Source organism: Streptomyces sp. NPDC050617, assembly GCF_040654795.1.
Taxonomy (GTDB): domain Bacteria; phylum Actinomycetota; class Actinomycetes; order Streptomycetales; family Streptomycetaceae; genus Streptomyces.
Map to the genome: position 1 here is coordinate 333,880 of NZ_JBFAIS010000002.1, position 17,905 is coordinate 351,784.

The window sequence follows — 17,905 nt, forward strand, 5'->3', positions numbered from 1 at the left end:
CGCTGGCTGGCGGCTTGGCTGGGAAATCTGAGACCCGCACGCCCGAATCAGGTCTGCGCCATATCCACGAACCGCGAGTAGTGCCCCTGGAAAGCGACCGTGATCGTGGCCGTGGGGCCGTTTCGGTGCTTGGCCACGATCAGGTCCGCCTCGCCCGCGCGGGGCGACTCCTTCTCGTACGCGTCCTCGCGGTGCAGCAGGATGACCATGTCCGCGTCCTGCTCGATCGAACCCGATTCACGCAGGTCGGAGACCATCGGCTTCTTGTCCGTGCGCTGCTCGGGGCCGCGGTTGAGCTGGGAGAGGGCGATGACCGGCAGCTCCAGCTCCTTGGCCAGGAGCTTGAGGTTTCGGGACATGTCCGAGACCTCCTGCTGGCGGCTCTCGGCGCGCTTCGAGCCGCCGGACTGCATCAGCTGGAGGTAGTCGATGACGACGAGCTTGAGCTCGTTGCGCTGCTTGAGGCGGCGGCACTTGGCGCGGATCTCCATCATCGACAGGTTCGGGGAGTCGTCGATGTAGAGGGGGGCGGCCGATACGTCCGGCATGCGGCGGGCGAGGCGCGTCCAGTCCTCGTCCGTCATGGAGCCGGAGCGCATGTGGTGCAGGGCCACCCGCGCCTCGGCGGAGAGGAGGCGCATCGCGATCTCGTTGCGGCCCATTTCGAGGGAGAAGATCACGCTGGGCAGGTTGGACTTGATGGAGCAGGCGCGGGCGAAGTCCAGTGCCAGGGTCGACTTGCCCATGGCGGGGCGGGCCGCGATGACGATCATCTGGCCGGGGTGCAGGCCGTTCGTCAGGGCGTCCAGGTCCGTGAAGCCCGTCGGGACGCCCGTCATCTCGCCGCTGCGGGAGCCGATCGCCTCGATCTCGTCGAGCGCGCCCTCCATGATGTCGCCGAGCGGGAGGTAGTCCTCGCTGGTGCGCTGCTCGGTGACGGCGTAGATCTCGGCCTGGGCGCTGTTGACGATGTCGTCGACGTCGCCGTCGGCCGCGTATCCCATCTGGGTGATGCGGGTGCCGGCCTCGACCAGGCGCCGCAGCACCGCCCGCTCGTGGACGATCTCGGCGTAGTACGCGGCGTTGGCGGCCGTCGGGACGGACTGCACCAGGGTGTGCAGATACGCGGCTCCGCCGACCTTGGTGATCTCGCCGCGCTTGGTGAGCTCCGCCCCGATCGTGATGGGGTCGGCCGGCTCGCCCTTGGCGTAGAGGTCGAGAATCGCCTGGTAGACGGTCTCGTGCGCGGGGCGGTAGAAGTCATGGCCCTTGAGGACCTCGACGACCTCCGCGATCGCGTCCTTGGAGAGCAGCATGCCGCCGAGCACGGACTGCTCGGCGTCGAGGTCCTGCGGCGGTACGCGCTCGAAGCCGCCGCCCTGCCAGGAGGAGCCCTCGTCGCCGCGGTCGTGCTGCTCGCCGCGGCTCCTGCCCTCGCCGCGCCGGGGCCGGGAGACCGGGAGCCGGTCGCTGGGACCGGCGTCCGTCCAGGGGTCTTCCATGGGCGGCTCAGGCATAGGCATGCTCACCCCGCCACCTCCTCCCGTCCGCGACGCGGACCTCGCCATGCCCTTCTTTCTTACGGCACGGCTCTGACAAATAGGACACCCGACTCCGGTTACGGCGCGTCGAGTTCACGAGTCGCGGGGGCCGGAACATGCGGCGGGCGCCGGACCACGGTAGGCCCGTGGAGACCGTGCGCCAATCTTGTTATCCACAGACCATGTGGATGACGGGCCCCATCCTGTGGAGAAGTCGCCGATACCTGTGCACGGGATGGGGGAAATCTCTGTGGACAAACACACAATCGCTTCAATCTCACCGCCCCGACCTGCGGTTTCTTCATCCAGGGCCTGTTGAGAAGAAAAACTTCCCCACCCGGCTCAAGATCACGACAAACGGCGCACCGGCGAGCGCCCGACACCACATGCCGTAAGGGCCCCTATCACCTTGCAGCACTTACCTGTGGAAGATTAGATTGGCCACATGCCCCAGGCCCCCACGCGCGAGCAGCGCAGCGCCCGCCGCCACGACCGCGAGATCATCGCGCTCGCCGTGCCCGCCTTCGGCGCGCTCGTCGCGGAGCCCCTCTTCGTCATGGTCGACAGCGCCGTCATCGGCCACCTCGGCACCCCCCAGCTCGCCGGCCTCGGCGTCGCCGCCGCCCTCCTCACCACCGCCGTCTCGATCTTCGTCTTTCTCGCCTACGCCACCACCGCGGCCGTCGCCCGCCGCGTCGGCGCGGGCGACCTCCCGGCCGCCATCCGCCAGGGCATGGACGGCATCTGGCTCGCGCTCCTCCTCGGCGCCGCCGTCATCGCCGTCGTGCTGCCCACCGCCCCCGCCCTCATCGACCTCTTCGGCGCCTCGTCCACCGCCGCCCCCTACGCCGTCACCTACTTGCGCATCAGCGCCCTCGGCATCCCCGCGATGCTCATCGTCCTCGCCGCCACCGGCGTCCTCCGCGGCCTCCAGGACACCCGCACCCCGCTCTACGTGGCCGTCGGCGGCTTCGCGGCCAACGCCGCCCTCAACATCACCCTCGTCTACGGCGCCGGACTCGGCATCGCCGGCTCCGCCTGGGGCACCGTCATCGCCCAGTGCGCCATGGCCGCCGTCTACCTCGCCGTCGTCATCCGCGGCGCCCGCCGGCACGGCGCGTCCCTGCGCCCCGACGCCGCCGGCATACGGGCGTGCGCCCAGGCCGGTGCGCCCCTCCTGGTCCGTACGCTCTCGCTGCGCGCCGTCCTGATGATCGCGACCGGCGTCGCCGCCCGGCTCGGCGACGCCGACATCGCCGCCCACCAGATCGTGCTCACGCTGTGGAGCCTGCTCTCCTTCGCCCTGGACGCCATCGCCATCGCCGGCCAGGCCATCATCGGCCGCTACCTCGGCGCCGCCGACACCGACGGCGCCCGTGCCGCCTGCCGCCGCATGGTGCAGTGGGGCATCGCCTCCGGGGTGGTGCTCGGCGTGCTCGTCGTGGCCGCCCGCCCGCTGTTCATCCCGCTGTTCACCACCGACCCGGCCGTACACGGCGCGCTGCTGCCCGCGCTCCTCGTGGTGGCGCTGACCCAGCCCGTGGCCGGCGTCGTCTTCATCCTCGACGGCGTGCTCATGGGCGCCGGCGACGGCCCGTACCTCGCCTGGGCGATGCTGCTCGTACTCGCCGTCTTCGCGCCCGTCGCGCTGCTCGTCCCCACCCTCGGCGGCGGCCTGACCGCCCTGTGGTGGGCCATGGCCCTGATGATGGCCGTCCGGATGGCGACCCTGTGGCTGCGCACCCGCTCCGGCCGCTGGCTCGTGACGGGCGCGACCCGCTGACGGCACGGGCCCCGGCGCCCTTACGGACACGAGGCCGGTACGACCCCGGCACCACGTACGAGCCCGGACCGGCCACCCCCACCCCGCCCCGCCCCGCCCCCGAGAACGCCGAAGGGCCGTACCCCGCGGGGTACGGCCCTTCAGTCGCGCTTCAGCGTGAGCCGAGCGCCATGACTCAGGCGCGAGCGCCGTGAATCAGGCGGCGACGACCTCGACGGCCACCTTGGCGGCGACCTCGGCGTGCAGACGCACGGACACCTGGTGCGAGCCCAGGGTCTTGATCGGCGAGCCCAGCTCGATGCGGCGCTTGTCGACGTCCGGGCCGCCGGCCGACTTGATCGCCGTGGCGATGTCGGCCGGGGTGACGGAGCCGAACAGGCGACCGGCGTCACCCGAACGGGTGGCCAGGCGCACGTTCACGCCCTCGAGCTGAGCCTTGACCACATTGGCCTGCTCGATCGTGGCGATCTCGCGGATCTTGCGACCGCGGCGGATCTGAGCGACGTCCTGCTCGCCACCCTTGGTCCAGCGGATCGCGAAACCGCGCGGGACCAGGTAGTTGCGGGCGTAGCCGTCCTTGACGTCGACGACGTCGCCGGCGGCGCCGAGGCCGGACACCTCGTGGGTGAGGATGATCTTCATTGGTCGGTCATCCTTCCCTTATCGCGCGGACGAGGTGTAGGGCAGCAGCGCCATCTCACGGCTGTTCTTCACGGCCGTGGCGACGTCACGCTGGTGCTGAGTGCAGTTGCCGGTCACGCGACGGGCACGGATCTTGCCGCGGTCGGAAATGAACTTCCGCAGCATGTTCGTGTCCTTGTAGTCCACGTAAGCGGTCTTGTCCTTGCAGAACGCGCAGACCTTTTTCTTAGGCTTGCGCGGAGGCGGCTTCGCCATTGTCTCTCTCCTGTGTGATCAAGAAGTTTTCTGCCGCCGCCCTAGAAGGGCGGCTCGTCCGAGTAGCCGCCGCCGGAGCCGCCGGCGTTGCCGGAGCCGCCGCCCCAGCCGCCACCGCCGCCGCCCTGCTGGCCGCCGGACGGAGCGCTGGTCGCCCAGGGGTCGTCGGCGGGAGCACCGCCGCCGCCCTGCTGCTGGCCGCCGCCGGGGCCGCCGCCCCAGCCGCCGCCCTGCTGGCCACCGCCGCCGTAGCCACCCTGGCCGCCACGGCCGGTGGTCTTGGTGACCTTGGCCGTCGCGTTCTTCAGGCTCGGGCCGACCTCTTCGACGTCGAGCTCGTAGACCGTGCGCTTGACGCCCTCACGGTCCTCGTAGGACCGCTGCTTCAGCCGCCCCTGCACGACGACACGCATGCCGCGCTGAAGCGACTCGGCGACGTTCTCCGCCGCCTGACGCCACACCGAGCACGTGAGGAAGAGGCTCTCGCCGTCCTTCCACTCGTTGGTCTGGCGGTCGAAGGTGCGGGGAGTGGACGCGACGCGGAACTTCGCGACCGCCGCACCGGACGGGGTGAAGCGCAGCTCGGGGTCGTCGACGAGATTGCCGACGACCGTGATGACGGTCTCGCCTGCCATGGGTGAACCTCTCGGCGGGTGTGCTGCTGGCTGCTTGCTACTCGTGGTGACGCAGCCCGATTACCGCTGAATCGCTGGGATTCAGTGGGTCTCGGGACGAAGGACCTTGGTCCGGAGAACCGACTCGTTCAGGTTCATCTGGCGGTCGAGTTCCTTGACGACCGCAGGCTCGGCCTGGAGGTCGATGACCGAGTAGATGCCCTCGGGCTTCTTGTTGATCTCGTACGAGAGACGACGACGGCCCCAGGTGTCGACCTTCTCGACCTTTCCGTTGCCCTCACGGACGACGGAGAGGAAGTTCTCGATCAGGGGAGAGACAGCGCGCTCCTCCAGATCGGGGTCGAGGATGACCATCACCTCGTAGTGACGCATGTGGAACCCACCTCCTTTGGACTCAGCGGCCACGGTCGTTCCGTGGCAGGAGGGTCGTGATGCGTGAGCAACGGTATCGGCGACCACTGACAACAGCGCAAAAGCGCTGGCAGCGCGGACGGTGCGGCCGGTCTCGACCGGGAAACCCCGGAGAGCCATGACATGCCCGGCCGACACCGGTGCAGACCGACCAGCGTACCCGCACCCCGCCTTCCGGTTGAAATCCGCCCGCAGGCACCCGCACTCTGGACGCATCGGGTGTGACCGGCGCTACAGTGCGCCGCTTTGCCTACAGGAGGTGCCTCATGGCACAGGCAGCACGGCAACACCACGGACCCCTCGCCCTCATCAACACCGCCATCAACAGCGACGGCAAGGCGCATCCCGTCGAGAACAGCCTCGCCGCGGCCACGGTGATCCTCGGCGCGATCGCCGTGATCTCCTCGGCCTTCCACGGCCTGCACCTGCTCAGCTCCTGGTCGGGCCTGGTCGGCATCCTCACCGGGGCCTGGGGACAGTTCATCTCGGCCACCACCGGAGAACGGTTCCTGCTGATCATCGGGATGGGCGCGGCCGCTGTGGGATTCTTCATCGGCATGGCGCACGGCGGGCTGTTCGGCGGCGTGGTCGGCTAGCCGCGGCCCGGCGCACCTCCGGCCGGCGCTCGTACGGGCTCCCCAGGTCAGGCCCGTACGAGCGGCCTTGTACGGGCCCGGCGTCCCCGGCCCGTACAGGTAACGGCCGACGGGCCCCGGCGGCCCGTACGACCGTGAGCCGGGCCACTGCCCGCATACGCCCAAACAGGGCGCTCCCCTGTGCCAGTAGGCTTCGGCGCGAGAGCCGGAGCCCCGCCCCTGGGGACAAACCTGCCGAGGAGCGCCCCGCATGAGCCTGACCCTGAGGACCATCAGCCGAGAACAGCATCTGGCGTACATCCAGAGTCTGCCCTCGGCCAGCCACATGCAGGTCCCGGCATGGGCGGACGTCAAGTCGGAGTGGCGCTCGGAGAGCCTGGGCTGGTTCGACAAGACGGGCGAGCTCGTCGGCGTCGGCCTCGTCCTCTACCGGCAGCTGCCCAAGATCAAGCGGTATCTGGCCTACCTCCCCGAGGGCCCGGTCATCAACTGGTACTCGCCGCACCTGGAGGACTGGCTGCGGCCGATGCTGGCGCACCTCAAGGGGAAGGGCGCCTTCTCGGTGAAGATGGGCCCGCCCGTCATCATCCGCCGCTGGAACGCCACCGCCATCAAGGCGGGCATCGCCGACCCCGACGTCAAGCGGCTGCGCGACATCGAGGCCAGCTTCATCGAGCCGCGCGCCTTCGAGGTCGCCGACAAGCTGCGCCGCATGGGCTGGCAGCAGGGCGAGGACGGCGGCGCGGGCTTCGGCGACGTCCAGCCGCGGTATGTCTACCAGGTGCCGCTGGAGGGCCGCTCCCTCGAAGACGTGCACAAGGGCTTCAACCAGCTGTGGCGGCGCAACATCAAGAAGGCCGAGAAGGCCGGCGTCGAGGTCGTCCAGGGCGGCTACGAAGACCTGGCCACCTGGCAGCACCTCTACGAGATCACCGCCGAGCGCGACCACTTCCGTCCGCGCCCCATCGGCTACTTCCAGCGCATGTGGACCGCCCTCAACACCGAGGACCCCAACCGGATGCGGCTGTACTTCGCCGTGCACGAGGGGGAGGCCGTCGCCGCCGCGACGATGCTGATCGTCGGCGGCCACGTCTGGTACTCCTACGGCGCGTCCGCCAACCACAAGCGCGAGGTCCGGCCGTCGAACGCGATGCAGTGGCGGATGCTGCGCGACGCGTACGCACTCGGCGCCAGCGTGTACGACCTGCGCGGCATCAGCGACTCGCTGGACGAGACGGACCATCTCTTCGGCCTGATCCAGTTCAAGGTCGGCACGGGCGGGCAGGCTGCCGAGTACCTCGGCGAGTGGGACTTCCCGCTCAACAAGCTGCTGCACAAGGCGCTCGACATGTACATGTCGCGGCGCTGACCGTTTTCACCCGTACACCCTGTACACCCGTACGCCCCCGTGCGGACCGCATGCGTCCGCACGGCCTCACACTCCGATCAGGCACAGGAAAGGTTCCGGGACCGGCCATGGCGCTCACGCTCTACGTCGACACCGCGCGTTGGCGGGCACACCAGCAGACCGTTCTCCAGCAGTTCCCGGGCATCGTCCCGGTCTGCAAGGGCAACGGCTACGGCTTCGGCCACGAGCGGCTGGCCGACGAGGCCGCGGCGTTCGGCTCCGACATCCTCGCCGTCGGCACGACGTACGAGGCGGCCCGGATCAAGGACTTCTTCAGCGGCGACCTGCTGGTGCTCACCCCCTTCCGGCTCGGCGAGGAGCCGGTGCCGCTGCCGGACCGGGCCATCCGCTCCGTCTCCTCGGTCGAGGGCGTGCGCGGCCTCGTCGGCGCCCGCGTCGTCATCGAGGTCATGAGCAGCATGAAGCGGCACGGCATCAGCGAGGAGGACCTGCCCAAGCTGCACGCCGCCATCGAGGACGTACGGCTGGAGGGCTTCGCGATCCACCTGCCGCTGGACCGTACGGACGGCTCCGACGCCGTCGAAGAGGTCATCGGCTGGATGGACCGGCTGCGCAACGCCCGGCTTCCGCTGCACACGATGTTCGTCAGCCACCTCAAGGCCGAGGAGCTCGCCCGGCTCCAGCAGCAGTTCCCGCAGACGCGCTTCCGCGCCCGCATCGGCACCCGGCTGTGGCTCGGCGACCACGAGGCGACGCAGTACCGCGGCGCGGTCCTCGACGTCACGCACGTCTCCAAGGGCGAACGTTTCGGCTACCGCCAGCAGAAGACCGCCGCCGACGGCTATCTGGTCGTCGTCGCGGGCGGCACCTCGCACGGCGTCGGCCTTGAGGCGCCGAAGGCGATGCACGGCATGATGCCGCGCGCCAAGGGGGTCGCGCGGGCGGGCCTGGCGACCATGAACCGCAATCTCTCGCCCTTCGTCTGGGCGGGCAAGCAGCGCTGGTTCGCGGAGCCGCCGCACATGCAGGTGTCCATCCTCTTCGTCCCCGGCGATGTCGCGGCCCCGCAGGTCGGCGACGAGTTGGTGGCCCATCTGCGGCACACCACCACCCAGTTCGACCGGCTCGTCGACCGCTGACCGCACCGCGAAAGGGGCCCGAAGCCGCAGCCACGCGCCGCGTCCTCGGGCCCCTTTCGCGTTCACGCCCCGTGCGCCGTCCGCACGGGCGGGCCCTCACTCGATGGGGGAAACCTGCCCGGAATCCGCCCGTCCGGTGCCCCATCGCACGTAGGGACCCTCGAACCGCGCGGGCTCGTGGGGACGGGCCGCGTTGCCGAGCACGAACACATCGGGGGCCTCGTCCAGGACGCCCCCCGACGGGTCGTCCGATCCGTCCCGCCGCACCACGTCCCGCTCCGGCAGCAGCACGTCGCGGACCACCACCGCGCACAGGTACAGCGTCCCCAGCAGATGCAGCACCACCGCCAGCTGGTACCCCTCCACCGGCAGCCCCTGGTGCTTGTCCCCGCCGCTCGTGTACGCCAGGTACATCCAGATCGCCACGAAATACAGGACCTCGCAGCCCTGCCAGATCAGGAAGTCCCGCCACTTCGGGCGGGCCAGGGCGGCGAGCGGGATCAGCCACAGCACGTACTGCGGCGAGTAGACCTTGTTGGTGACCACGAACAGCGCCACGACGAGGAACGCGAGCTGGGCCAGGCGCGGCCTGCGCGGCGCGTACAGGCCGAGCGCCCCTATCGCGAGGCAGCCGATGACCATCAGCAGCGTCCCGTACGTATTGGCGTTCTCCAGCGTGTCGCCGGTGCGCTGCGAGATGAGCAGCCAGATGGACCCGAAGTCGACGGGCCGGTCCTGGCTGAAGGTGTAGAACTGCGCCCAGCCCTCGCGGATGTGGAAGCCGGACGCGTCGTGCGTGAGCATCACCGGCAGGTTCACCACCAGCCACGCCACCACCGCGCCGGCCGCCGCCCGCCCGAAGTCCCGCCAGCGGCCCGCCCGCCAGCACAGGATGAACAGCGGTCCGAGCACCAGCAGCGGATAGAGCTTCGCGGCGGTCGCCAGGCCGATCAGGACGCCGGCGGCGAGCGAACGGCCGCGGGACCACTTCAGCATCGCGGCGGCCAGCAGGGCCGCCGCGAACAGGTCCCAGTTTACGGTGGCGGTCAGCGCCAGGGCCGGTGAGAGGGCCACCAGGAGGGCGTCCCAGGGGCGGCGGCGGTGCGTACGGGCCACACAGATCACCACGACGGCGGCGCAGACCATCAGCATGCCCGCGTTGACGAGCCAGTACAGCTGCTCGCGGTGCTGCGTCGTGCCGCCGCCCGGCGTCAGCCAGGAGGCGACCTCCATGAACAGCCCCGTCAGGACCGGGTACTCCAGATACGGCATGCCGCCGGAGACCGCGTCGGGGACGCGGTCGAAGTAGGGGACGACGCCCATGTCGAAGCCGCGCCCGTTGAAGAGGTGCGGGATATCGGAGTAGCAGGCGTGCGTGTACTGCGAGGTCGCGCCGTAGAACCAGCCGGAGTCGTAGCACGGCAGCTTCTGCACCATGCCGAGCGCGAACATCCCGATGGCCACCAGCGTGATGATCCGCACCGCGGTCCACCAGCCTCCGCCGGACACCGCGCGACGGCCGGCCGGGCCGCCGATGACCTCGCTGCCCGCGGCGGCCACCGTGTCCTCGGCGGTGGGGCGTACGGGCTGGTCCTCTCGCGCGCTCGTCATGCGGGCCATCCTGCCGTACGGGCCTGTGGACAGCGGCGAGGGCCGCCACGCGCGCTGCGTGACGGCCCTCATCGGTCATGGCTGCCGGAACGGCGGCCGGGGGCGGGAGGCTACTCGTAGGTCCCGTCCCAGATGCTGCCCGGTTTGGACGGCGTGATCGTCGGACTGGGACCACCGGTGGGATGACCGCCGGGCCCCGATGTATCGCCGTCGCCGTCACCGTCGCCCTTGCACTTCCAGTCGAGCGGACCGCAGGTATGGGTCGGCGCCGACGGCGTGTGGCTGGGCGTGTGGGTCGGCGCCGTCGGCGTCTGCGTCGGGGTGTGCGACGGAGTCGGGCTGGCGCCGTCACCGAAGATCTTCTTGCCGATCGGCTGCGGCTTGTCGAAGTCCTCGGCCTCCTTGCCCTTGAGCGCCTTGTTCATGTAGTCGGCCCAGATCTCCGCGGGGTACGAGGCGCCGTGGATCGTCTTCTCACCGCCCACGCCGCGCATGGACAGGAACTCCTGCTGCTTCGCGTTGGGGTCGACGCGGAACATGCCGATGGCCGTGGACAGCTGCGGGGTGTAGCCCGCGAACCAGGCCGAGCGGTTCTCATCGGTCGTACCGGTCTTGCCCGCCGCCGGCCGGCCTCCCGAGAGCTTCGCCGAGGTACCGGTGCCGTGCTCGACCACGTTCCGCAGCACATCGGTGACGTTGTTCGCGATGTTGGCGTCGAACGCCTGCTTCGTTTCGTCCTCGTGCTCGTACACGGCCGTGCCGTCCTTCTCGACCTTCTCGACCGAGTACGGATCGGCCTGCTTGCCCTTGGCCGCGAAGGTCCCGTACGCGCCGGCCAGCCGGATCGCGCTCGGCGCCGACGTGCCGAGGGAGAAGGTGGGGGAGAGCGAGGCCATCTGGCTCTTGGCGAGCCCCGCCTTGATCGCCTCCTGCTGGACGACGTCGGTGCCCACGTCCATGCCGAGCTGGATGTACGGCGTGTTCACCGAGAACTGCATCGCGGTTCTGAGACTGATGGGCCCCCTGTTCTCACCGGCGTCGTTCTTCTGGTGCCACTCCGAGCCGTCCTTGTCGTGCCAGACCTGGCCGTTGAAGTCGCGGAGCGTCACCTCGTTGTCGCCGTCGTACATGCTCTCCGGCGAGACCGGGGTGCGATCGTCGTCGCCCTGGTCCGCGGAGAGGCCCGGATTGCGCTTGCCGTGCTCCATGGCCGCCGCCAGAACGAACGGCTTGAAGGTCGAACCGACCTGGACGCCGGTTTCGTCGGCGTTGTTGGTGAAGTGCTTCAGCGCGCTCTCACCGCCGTAGATCGCGATGATCTTGCCTGAGCCCGGCTCCACCGACGCCCCGCCGAACTGCACGTGCTCGTCGACCTTGCGTTCCTTCGGCTTGATGTTCGCCTTCCGGACCGCCTCGACGGACGCCGCCAGCGTATCCACCTTGTCCTTCTGGAACGTCGTGTGGATCTGATAACCGCCCTTGTCCAGCTGGGCCTTGGTGATCTTGCCCTTGCTGTGCGCGACGATGTAGGCGTCGGCGAGGTCCGTGAGATAGCCGATCTGACCGGCCCGGTTCGTCGCCGGCTTCGGCTTCTGCGGCTTCGGGAAGCCCTTCGCCAGCCACTTCTGGCGTTCCTCGGGCTTCATCCGCTTGGTCTCGACCTCGCGCTTGAGCGCGAACTGCCAGCGTTCCGTGGCCCGCTTGGTGTTCTTCTCGGGTGTCGCCGCCGGCCCCTGGCCGCCCCACGGGTCGTACAGGTTCGGGCCGTTCAGCGTCGCGGCGAGAAACGCGCTCTCGGTCGGCGACAGGTCGGAGCAGTCCTTGTTGTAGTACGCGCGCGCCGCGGCCTGGATGCCGTACGCGCCGCGCCCGTAGTAGGCGGTGTTCAGGTACCCGGCGAGGATGTCGTCCTTGCTCGTCTTGATCCCCACCTTGATGGAGATCAGCAGCTCGGTGGCCTTGCGCTGGAGCGTCTGCTCCTGGTTCAGGAACGTGTTCTTCACGAACTGCTGGGTGATGGTCGATCCGCTCTGCGTCTCGCCGCCCTGCGCCATCTTCACGACCGCGCGCGCGATGCCCATCGGGTCGACGCCCGCGTCGGTCTCGAACGAGGCGTTCTCCGCGGCGATCACGGCGTTCTGCATCGAGTGGGGGATCTGCGAGAGCGGCACGATCTGCCGGTTGAGCTCACCGCCGCCCGCGACCACCATCGTCTTGCCGTCGGCCCAGTAGTAGACGTTCTTCTGGACCTTCGACGCGGCCTGCGCCGTCGGGATGTCCACCATCAGCAGCGCTATGCCCACCGCGCCCACCATGAGGCCCATGAAGCCCAGGCACGTGGCCGTGACCAGCTTCCAGGACGGCACCCAACGCCTGAATCCGTATTTGCCCGCGCGCGGGTAGTCGATGAAGCGCTTCTTGACGGGCCCGCTGTCGCCGCCGCGACCGCGCCCCCGGCCGCCGCCGGCCGCGCCACCGCCCCGCCGGCCGCCGCCGCGACCGGAACCGCCGGCGCCCGCGGACTCCGAACCCGATCGTCTGCGGCCGCCGCCGCGCTGTGCCGCGCGCCGGGCGGCGGCGCGCCCGCCGTATGCAGGAGCGTCGCCGCTCGATGCACCGGCCGACGCGTTGCTCGATACGGCGTCGGAACCGGTGGAAGTGTTGCGTGGTGGTGCGGCGCGACGGCCGGACGACTGTCCGGCCCCGCGCCGAGCCGCGGCTCGTCCGCCGCCTTGCGGCTGCGGCGGCTTGCGACGGTGCTCGCTCATGGAACGACTACTCCTCGGGCAGGCGCGATCGCCTGAAAGCGGCAGGTGGCTTCCGGTCCCCCAGAAGTGCGGGCCGGCCCCCTTGAGCGGCCGGGCGCACTGCATTCAGCACGATGACGCCCCACGGCGTCACTTGGTTCCCGGTGTTTTGCATGGCGCACAGACTACGCACGGCCAAAACCCTCCCACTGCGGATCTTCAATCCAATTCCGGCAGCGGGTCACCTGTGAATCCATGATGTGACCTCGTTCACCGTGATCCCCCTTGTCGCACGCGCATGGCCGTTCTATCGTCTGGATGTATCGAGTCGATACATCAGCTCGGCATAAAGGACTCGGCGGACCAGGGAGGCGACGGATGAGCAGACGCTCCGGCATCCTCGAGTTCGCCGTCCTCGGCCTGCTCCGCGAGTCCCCTATGCACGGCTATGAACTGCGGAAGCGCCTCAACACCTCGCTCGGGGTGTTCCGCGCGTTCAGCTACGGCAGCCTCTACCCGTGCCTCAAGACCCTGGTCGCCAACGGATGGTTGATCGAGGAGCCCGGCAGCGCCATGGAGGACGCCCTCGCGGCGTCGCTCGCCGGCCGCCGGGCCAAGATCGTCTACCGCTTGACGGCCCAAGGCAAAGAGCACTTCGAGGAGTTGCTCGGGCAGTCCGGCCCGGACGCATGGGAGGACGAGCACTTCGCCGCCCGCTTCGCCTTCTTCGGACAGACCTCACGGGACGTCAGGATGCGGGTGCTGGAAGGCCGCCGCAGCCGCCTGGAGGAACGCCTGGAGAAGATGCGCGCCTCACTGGCCCGCAGCCGCGAGCGGCTGGACGGCTACACCCTCGAACTCCAGCGCCACGGCATGGAATCGGTGGAGCGCGAGGTCCGCTGGCTGAACGAATTGATCGAGAGCGAGCGGACCGGGCGCGACCAGCGCTCCGGCTCCGGCCGCTCCGAACAGGGCACATCAGGAGATCCGGGCGGCCTGCCCCGGCATCGGGGTGGTTCCCGGCCGGACCCGTCCGACGACACCGCAAAGTAGGCCCAGCAGACCGCTGGGCTTCGTCGAGTACTAACAGGGAGCAACCGGAATGGGTTCGGTTCGCGTAGCCATCGTCGGCGTGGGCAACTGCGCCGCCTCGCTGGTCCAGGGCGTCGAGTACTACAAGGACGCCGACCCGAAGAGCCGCGTGCCGGGTCTGATGCACGTGCAGTTCGGCGACTACCACGTCTCGGACATCGAGTTCGTCGCGGCCTTCGACGTCGACGCCAAGAAGGTCGGCCTCGACCTCTCGGACGCCATCGGCGCCAGCGAGAACAACACCATCAAGATCTGCGACGTGCCGCCCTCCGGCGTCACCGTGCAGCGCGGCCACACCCACGACGGTCTGGGCAAGTACTACCGCCAGACCATCGAGGAGTCCGAGGCGGCCCCCGTCGACGTCGTCCAGGTCCTCAAGGACCAGCAGGTCGACGTCCTCGTCTGCTACCTCCCCGTCGGCTCCGAGGACGCCGCGAAGTACTACGCCCAGTGCGCCATCGACGCCAAGGTCGCCTTCGTCAACGCCCTCCCGGTCTTCATCGCCGGCACCAAGGAGTGGGCGGACAAGTTCACCGAGGCGGGCGTCGCGATCGTCGGCGACGACATCAAGTCGCAGGTCGGCGCCACCATCACGCACCGCGTGATGGCCAAGCTCTTCGAGGACCGGGGCGTCATCCTGGACCGCACGATGCAGCTGAACGTCGGCGGCAACATGGACTTCAAGAACATGCTGGAGCGTGAGCGCCTGGAGTCCAAGAAGATCTCCAAGACGCAGGCCGTCACCTCGCAGATCCGCGACCGCGAGCTGGGCGAGGACAACGTCCACATCGGCCCCTCGGACTACGTGGCCTGGCTCGACGACCGCAAGTGGGCGTACGTCCGCCTGGAGGGCCGCGCGTTCGGCGACGTCCCGCTGAACCTGGAGTACAAGCTCGAGGTCTGGGACTCCCCGAACTCGGCCGGCGTCATCATCGACGCCGTGCGCGCCGCGAAGATCGCCAAGGACCGCGGCATCGGCGGCCCCATCCTCTCCGCGTCCTCGTACTTCATGAAGTCGCCGCCGGTCCAGTACTTCGACGACGAGGCCCACGCCAACGTCGAGAAGTTCATCAACGGCGAGGTCGACCGCTGAACCGGTCCCTGACCGCCGATCGCCGATCGGCCGTCGCTTGATCCGCTGGTCCCCGGGCAATGCGCCCGGGGACCAGCGCATTGTGTGAGGCTGTGCACCATGCCCGTTGTGCGTGACCTGCGCGTACTGCTTCAACTGCGCGACTTCCGCCGCCTGCTCACGGTACGCCTGCTCTCCCAGTCCGCCGACGGCGTCTATCAGGTAGCGCTCGCCACATACGTGGTCTTCTCCCCCGAGAAGCAGACCACACCCGCGGCCATCGCCTCCGCCATGGCCGTACTGCTGCTCCCGTACTCGCTGCTGGGCCCCTTCGCCGGCGTCCTGCTGGACCGCTGGCGCCGCCGCCAGGTGCTGCTCTACGGCAACCTCCTGCGGACCGTCCTCGCGATCGGCACCGCGGTACTGATCATCGCCTCGGTACCCGACTGGCTCTTCTACGCCTCCGCGCTGTCGGTCACCGCCGTCAACCGCTTCGTCCTCGCCGGGCTCTCGGCCGCCCTGCCGCGCGTCGTCGACAGCCGGGAGCGGCTGGTGATGGCCAACTCCCTGTCCCCGACCGCCGGTACGCTCGCGGCCACGGCGGGCGGCGGACTCTCCTTCATCGTGCGGCTCGCGGTTCCCGAGGGCGCGTCCTCCGACGCCGTCGTCGTCCTCCTGGGTGCGGCCCTGTACCTGTGCGCGGGGCTCGCCGCGCTCCGCATGCCGGCCGATCTCCTCGGCCCCGACCCAGCCGAACTCCGCACCCGCGTCCGCACGGCCCTGTCGGAGACGTTCGAGGGCCTCGCCGCGGGCCTGCGCCATCTCATGGAGCGCCGCGTCGCCGCCCGTGCGCTGGCGTCCATGACGCTCATGCGGTTCTGCTACGGGGCCCTGACCGTCATGGTCCTGATGCTGTGCCGGTACGCATGGGCGAAGAGCGAGTCGGACGGGCTCGCCCTGCTCGGCCTCGCCGTGGGCGTCTCCGGCGCCGGCTTCTTCGTGGCGGCCGTATTCACTCCCTGGGCGGCGAGCCGGTTCGGCCGGTTGGGCTGGATGGCCGTATGCGCCGCCTCCGCGGCCGTACTCGAACCGGCACTCGGCCTCACCTTCGAGCCCCTACCGATGCTGATCGCCGCCTTCGTCCTCGGCCTCATCACCCAGGGAGCGAAGATCGCCACCGACACCGTGATCCAGTCCTCGGTCGACGACGCCTTCCGAGGCCGGATCTTCTCCCTCTACGACGTCCTCTTCAACATCGCCTTCGTGGGGGCCGCGGCCGTGGCCGCCCTGATACTGCCGTCGGACGGACGGTCGGCCATGCTGGTCCTCACCGTCGCAGCGATCTACGCGGCGACTGCCCTCGCGATGGCGGCGTCCCAGCGGCACTCCCGGCGACAGTAAGGCCCGGTGGCGTTTCACGATCCATGTTTCACGTGAAACGCCACCGGGCCCCGTGGCTCTCGGCTCTGTTTCACGTGGTTTCACGTGGTTTCACGTGAAACAGAGCAGCCGCGCTCTCAGCTCTGCGCCGCCCACCATTCCTTGAGCGCCGCGACCGCCGCGCCGTGCTCCATCGGCCCATTCTCCAGGCGGAGCTCCAGCAAGTGCTTGTACGCGCGGCCGATCTGGGGGCCCGGTCCCACGCCGAGGATCTCCATGATCTCGTTGCCGTCCAGATCCGGCCGGATCGCGTCCAGCTCCTCCTGCTCCTGCAACTTCGCGATGCGCTCCTCAAGCCCGTCGTACGCGCGCGACAGCGCGTTCGCCTTCCGCTTGTTGCGCGTCGTGCAGTCGGAGCGCGTCAGCTTGTGCAGCCGGCTCAGCATCGGGCCCGCGTCCCGTACGTACCTGCGCACCGCCGAGTCGGTCCACTCGCCCGTGCCATAGCCGTGGAAGCGCAGATGCAGCTCCACCAGCTTCGTGACGTCCCGGACCAGGTCGTTGGAGTACTTGAGCTTCGTCATCCGCGACTTGGTCAGCTTCGCCCCCACCACCTCGTGATGGTGGAAGGAGACCCGGCCGTCCTTCTCGAACCGTCGCGTCTTCGGCTTCCCGATGTCGTGCAGCAGCGCCGCGAGCCGCAGCACGAGATCCGGCCCGTCCTCCTCAAGGTCGATGGCCTGCTCCAGCACGGTCAGGGAGTGCTCGTACACGTCCTTGTGCCGGTGGTGCTCGTCGCTCTCCAGCCGCAGCGCCGGCAGCTCCGGGATCACGCGGTCGGCAAGCCCCGTGTCGACGAGGAGCTTGAGGCCCTTGCGCGGCTTGGGGGAGAGCAGCAGCTTGTTGAACTCGTCCCGGACCCGCTCCGCGGAGACGATGTCGATCCGGTCGGCCATCTCCGTCATCGCCGTGACGACCTCGGGCGCGACCTCGAAGTCGAGCTGCGCGGCGAACCGTGCTGCCCGCATCATGCGCAGCGGGTCGTCGGAGAAGGACTCCTGCGGCGTGCCGGGCGTCCGCAGCACGCGCGCGGCGAGGTCCTCCAGGCCGTTGTGCGGGTCGATGAACTCCTTCTGCGGGAGTGCCACCGCCATCGCGTTCACGGTGAAGTCCCGGCGGACGAGATCCTGCTCGATGGAGTCGCCGTAGGAGACCTCGGGCTTGCGGGAGGTGCGGTCATAGGCTTCCGACCGATAAGTCGTGACCTCGATCTGGAATACCTGATTGTCGCTTCCGCCCCGCTTGTTGCAGCCGACCGTGCCGAAGGCGATCCCGACCTCCCACACCGAGTCCGCCCAGGGCCGGACGATCTTCAGCACGTCGTCGGGGCGGGCGTCCGTCGTGAAGTCCAGGTCGTTGCCGAGCCGTCCCAGCAGCGCGTCCCGGACCGATCCCCCGACCAGGGCAAGGGTGAACCCGGCCTCCTGAAAACGTCGGGCAAGATCATCGGCTACGGGCGACACCCGCAAGAGCTCACTCACGGCACGGCGCTGCACCTGGCTGAGCTCATTGGTCGACTGCGGGTGGTGGCTGTCATTGTTGGCGTTCGGCACAACAGAAGAGGGTACGTGG

15 protein-coding genes are annotated in these 17,905 nt (G+C 69.3%); 7 read left to right on the top strand and 8 right to left on the bottom strand.

Annotated elements, in window-relative coordinates; all coding sequences use genetic code 11:
* Positions 1-47: 47 nt before the first annotated feature.
* Positions 48-1,502 carry a replicative DNA helicase gene (dnaB, locus tag AB0I49_RS04045; RefSeq protein WP_363225437.1) on the bottom strand — a complete coding sequence of 485 codons (1,455 nt, stop codon included), beginning with the start codon at positions 1,500-1,502 and terminating at the stop codon, positions 48-50.
* A 484-nt stretch (positions 1,503-1,986) separates the two neighbouring features.
* Between dnaB and AB0I49_RS04050 the strand changes: the two genes are divergently transcribed.
* On the top strand, positions 1,987-3,324 hold the full coding sequence (locus AB0I49_RS04050) for an MATE family efflux transporter (RefSeq protein WP_363225241.1): 1,338 nt from the start codon (positions 1,987-1,989) through the stop codon (positions 3,322-3,324).
* A 195-nt stretch (positions 3,325-3,519) separates the two neighbouring features.
* Here the strand turns inward: AB0I49_RS04050 and rplI are convergent, their stop codons facing one another.
* The 4 genes from rplI to rpsF all read right to left on the bottom strand — a co-directional run bounded on the left by rplI (position 3,520) and on the right by rpsF (position 5,228).
* The gene (gene rplI, locus AB0I49_RS04055; RefSeq protein ID WP_363225243.1) at positions 3,520-3,966 is read right to left on the bottom strand and encodes a 50S ribosomal protein L9; all 447 of its coding nucleotides are present in this window, start codon (positions 3,964-3,966) and stop codon (positions 3,520-3,522) included.
* A gap of 18 nt (positions 3,967-3,984) precedes the next feature.
* Positions 3,985-4,221, bottom strand: a complete 237-nt coding sequence (gene rpsR / locus AB0I49_RS04060) for a 30S ribosomal protein S18 (RefSeq protein WP_004950692.1) — start codon at positions 4,219-4,221, stop codon at positions 3,985-3,987.
* 41 nt (positions 4,222-4,262) lie between these two features.
* Complete coding sequence (locus AB0I49_RS04065) at positions 4,263-4,856, bottom strand: single-stranded DNA-binding protein (protein ID WP_363225244.1); 594 nt, start codon at positions 4,854-4,856, stop codon at positions 4,263-4,265.
* An 81-nt stretch (positions 4,857-4,937) separates the two neighbouring features.
* Positions 4,938-5,228 (bottom strand): 30S ribosomal protein S6, encoded by a 291-nt coding sequence (gene rpsF, locus AB0I49_RS04070; RefSeq protein WP_003978891.1) that lies wholly within the window; start codon positions 5,226-5,228, stop codon positions 4,938-4,940.
* Between the two features lie 305 nt (positions 5,229-5,533).
* Between rpsF and AB0I49_RS04075 the strand changes: the two genes are divergently transcribed.
* The 3 genes from AB0I49_RS04075 to AB0I49_RS04085 all read left to right on the top strand — a co-directional run bounded on the left by AB0I49_RS04075 (position 5,534) and on the right by AB0I49_RS04085 (position 8,371).
* Positions 5,534-5,863, top strand: a complete 330-nt coding sequence (locus AB0I49_RS04075) for a hypothetical protein (protein WP_363225245.1) — start codon at positions 5,534-5,536, stop codon at positions 5,861-5,863.
* A 250-nt stretch (positions 5,864-6,113) separates the two neighbouring features.
* The gene (locus AB0I49_RS04080) at positions 6,114-7,232 is read left to right on the top strand and encodes a peptidoglycan bridge formation glycyltransferase FemA/FemB family protein (protein WP_363225246.1); all 1,119 of its coding nucleotides are present in this window, start codon (positions 6,114-6,116) and stop codon (positions 7,230-7,232) included.
* Between the two features lie 107 nt (positions 7,233-7,339).
* Entirely contained in the window at positions 7,340-8,371 is a 1,032-nt protein-coding gene (locus AB0I49_RS04085; protein WP_363225247.1) for an alanine racemase, read from the top strand.
* Between the two features lie 96 nt (positions 8,372-8,467).
* On the opposite strand, the gene AB0I49_RS04090 is transcribed toward AB0I49_RS04085, so the two are convergent.
* Together AB0I49_RS04090 and AB0I49_RS04095 are read right to left on the bottom strand one after the other, a co-directional pair.
* Positions 8,468-9,982, bottom strand: a complete 1,515-nt coding sequence (locus AB0I49_RS04090; RefSeq protein WP_363225248.1) for a glycosyltransferase 87 family protein — start codon at positions 9,980-9,982, stop codon at positions 8,468-8,470.
* Positions 9,983-10,092: 110 nt separating this feature from the next.
* Positions 10,093-12,750, bottom strand: coding sequence for a transglycosylase domain-containing protein (locus tag AB0I49_RS04095; protein ID WP_363225249.1), 2,658 nt, complete (start codon positions 12,748-12,750; stop codon positions 10,093-10,095).
* A 357-nt stretch (positions 12,751-13,107) separates the two neighbouring features.
* On the opposite strand from AB0I49_RS04095, the gene AB0I49_RS04100 reads away from it, so the two are divergent.
* The 3 genes from AB0I49_RS04100 to AB0I49_RS04110 all read left to right on the top strand — a co-directional run bounded on the left by AB0I49_RS04100 (position 13,108) and on the right by AB0I49_RS04110 (position 16,294).
* Positions 13,108-13,782, top strand: coding sequence for a PadR family transcriptional regulator (locus tag AB0I49_RS04100; RefSeq protein ID WP_363225250.1), 675 nt, complete (start codon positions 13,108-13,110; stop codon positions 13,780-13,782).
* A gap of 49 nt (positions 13,783-13,831) precedes the next feature.
* Positions 13,832-14,914: an inositol-3-phosphate synthase gene (locus AB0I49_RS04105; protein WP_363225251.1), complete on the top strand. Its 1,083-nt coding sequence runs from the start codon at positions 13,832-13,834 to the stop codon at positions 14,912-14,914.
* A gap of 99 nt (positions 14,915-15,013) precedes the next feature.
* Positions 15,014-16,294 (top strand): MFS transporter, encoded by a 1,281-nt coding sequence (locus AB0I49_RS04110; RefSeq protein WP_363225252.1) that lies wholly within the window; start codon positions 15,014-15,016, stop codon positions 16,292-16,294.
* Positions 16,295-16,410: 116 nt separating this feature from the next.
* Here the strand turns inward: AB0I49_RS04110 and AB0I49_RS04115 are convergent, their stop codons facing one another.
* Positions 16,411-17,886 (bottom strand): CCA tRNA nucleotidyltransferase, encoded by a 1,476-nt coding sequence (locus AB0I49_RS04115; RefSeq protein ID WP_363225253.1) that lies wholly within the window; start codon positions 17,884-17,886, stop codon positions 16,411-16,413.
* Positions 17,887-17,905: the final 19 nt, after the last annotated feature.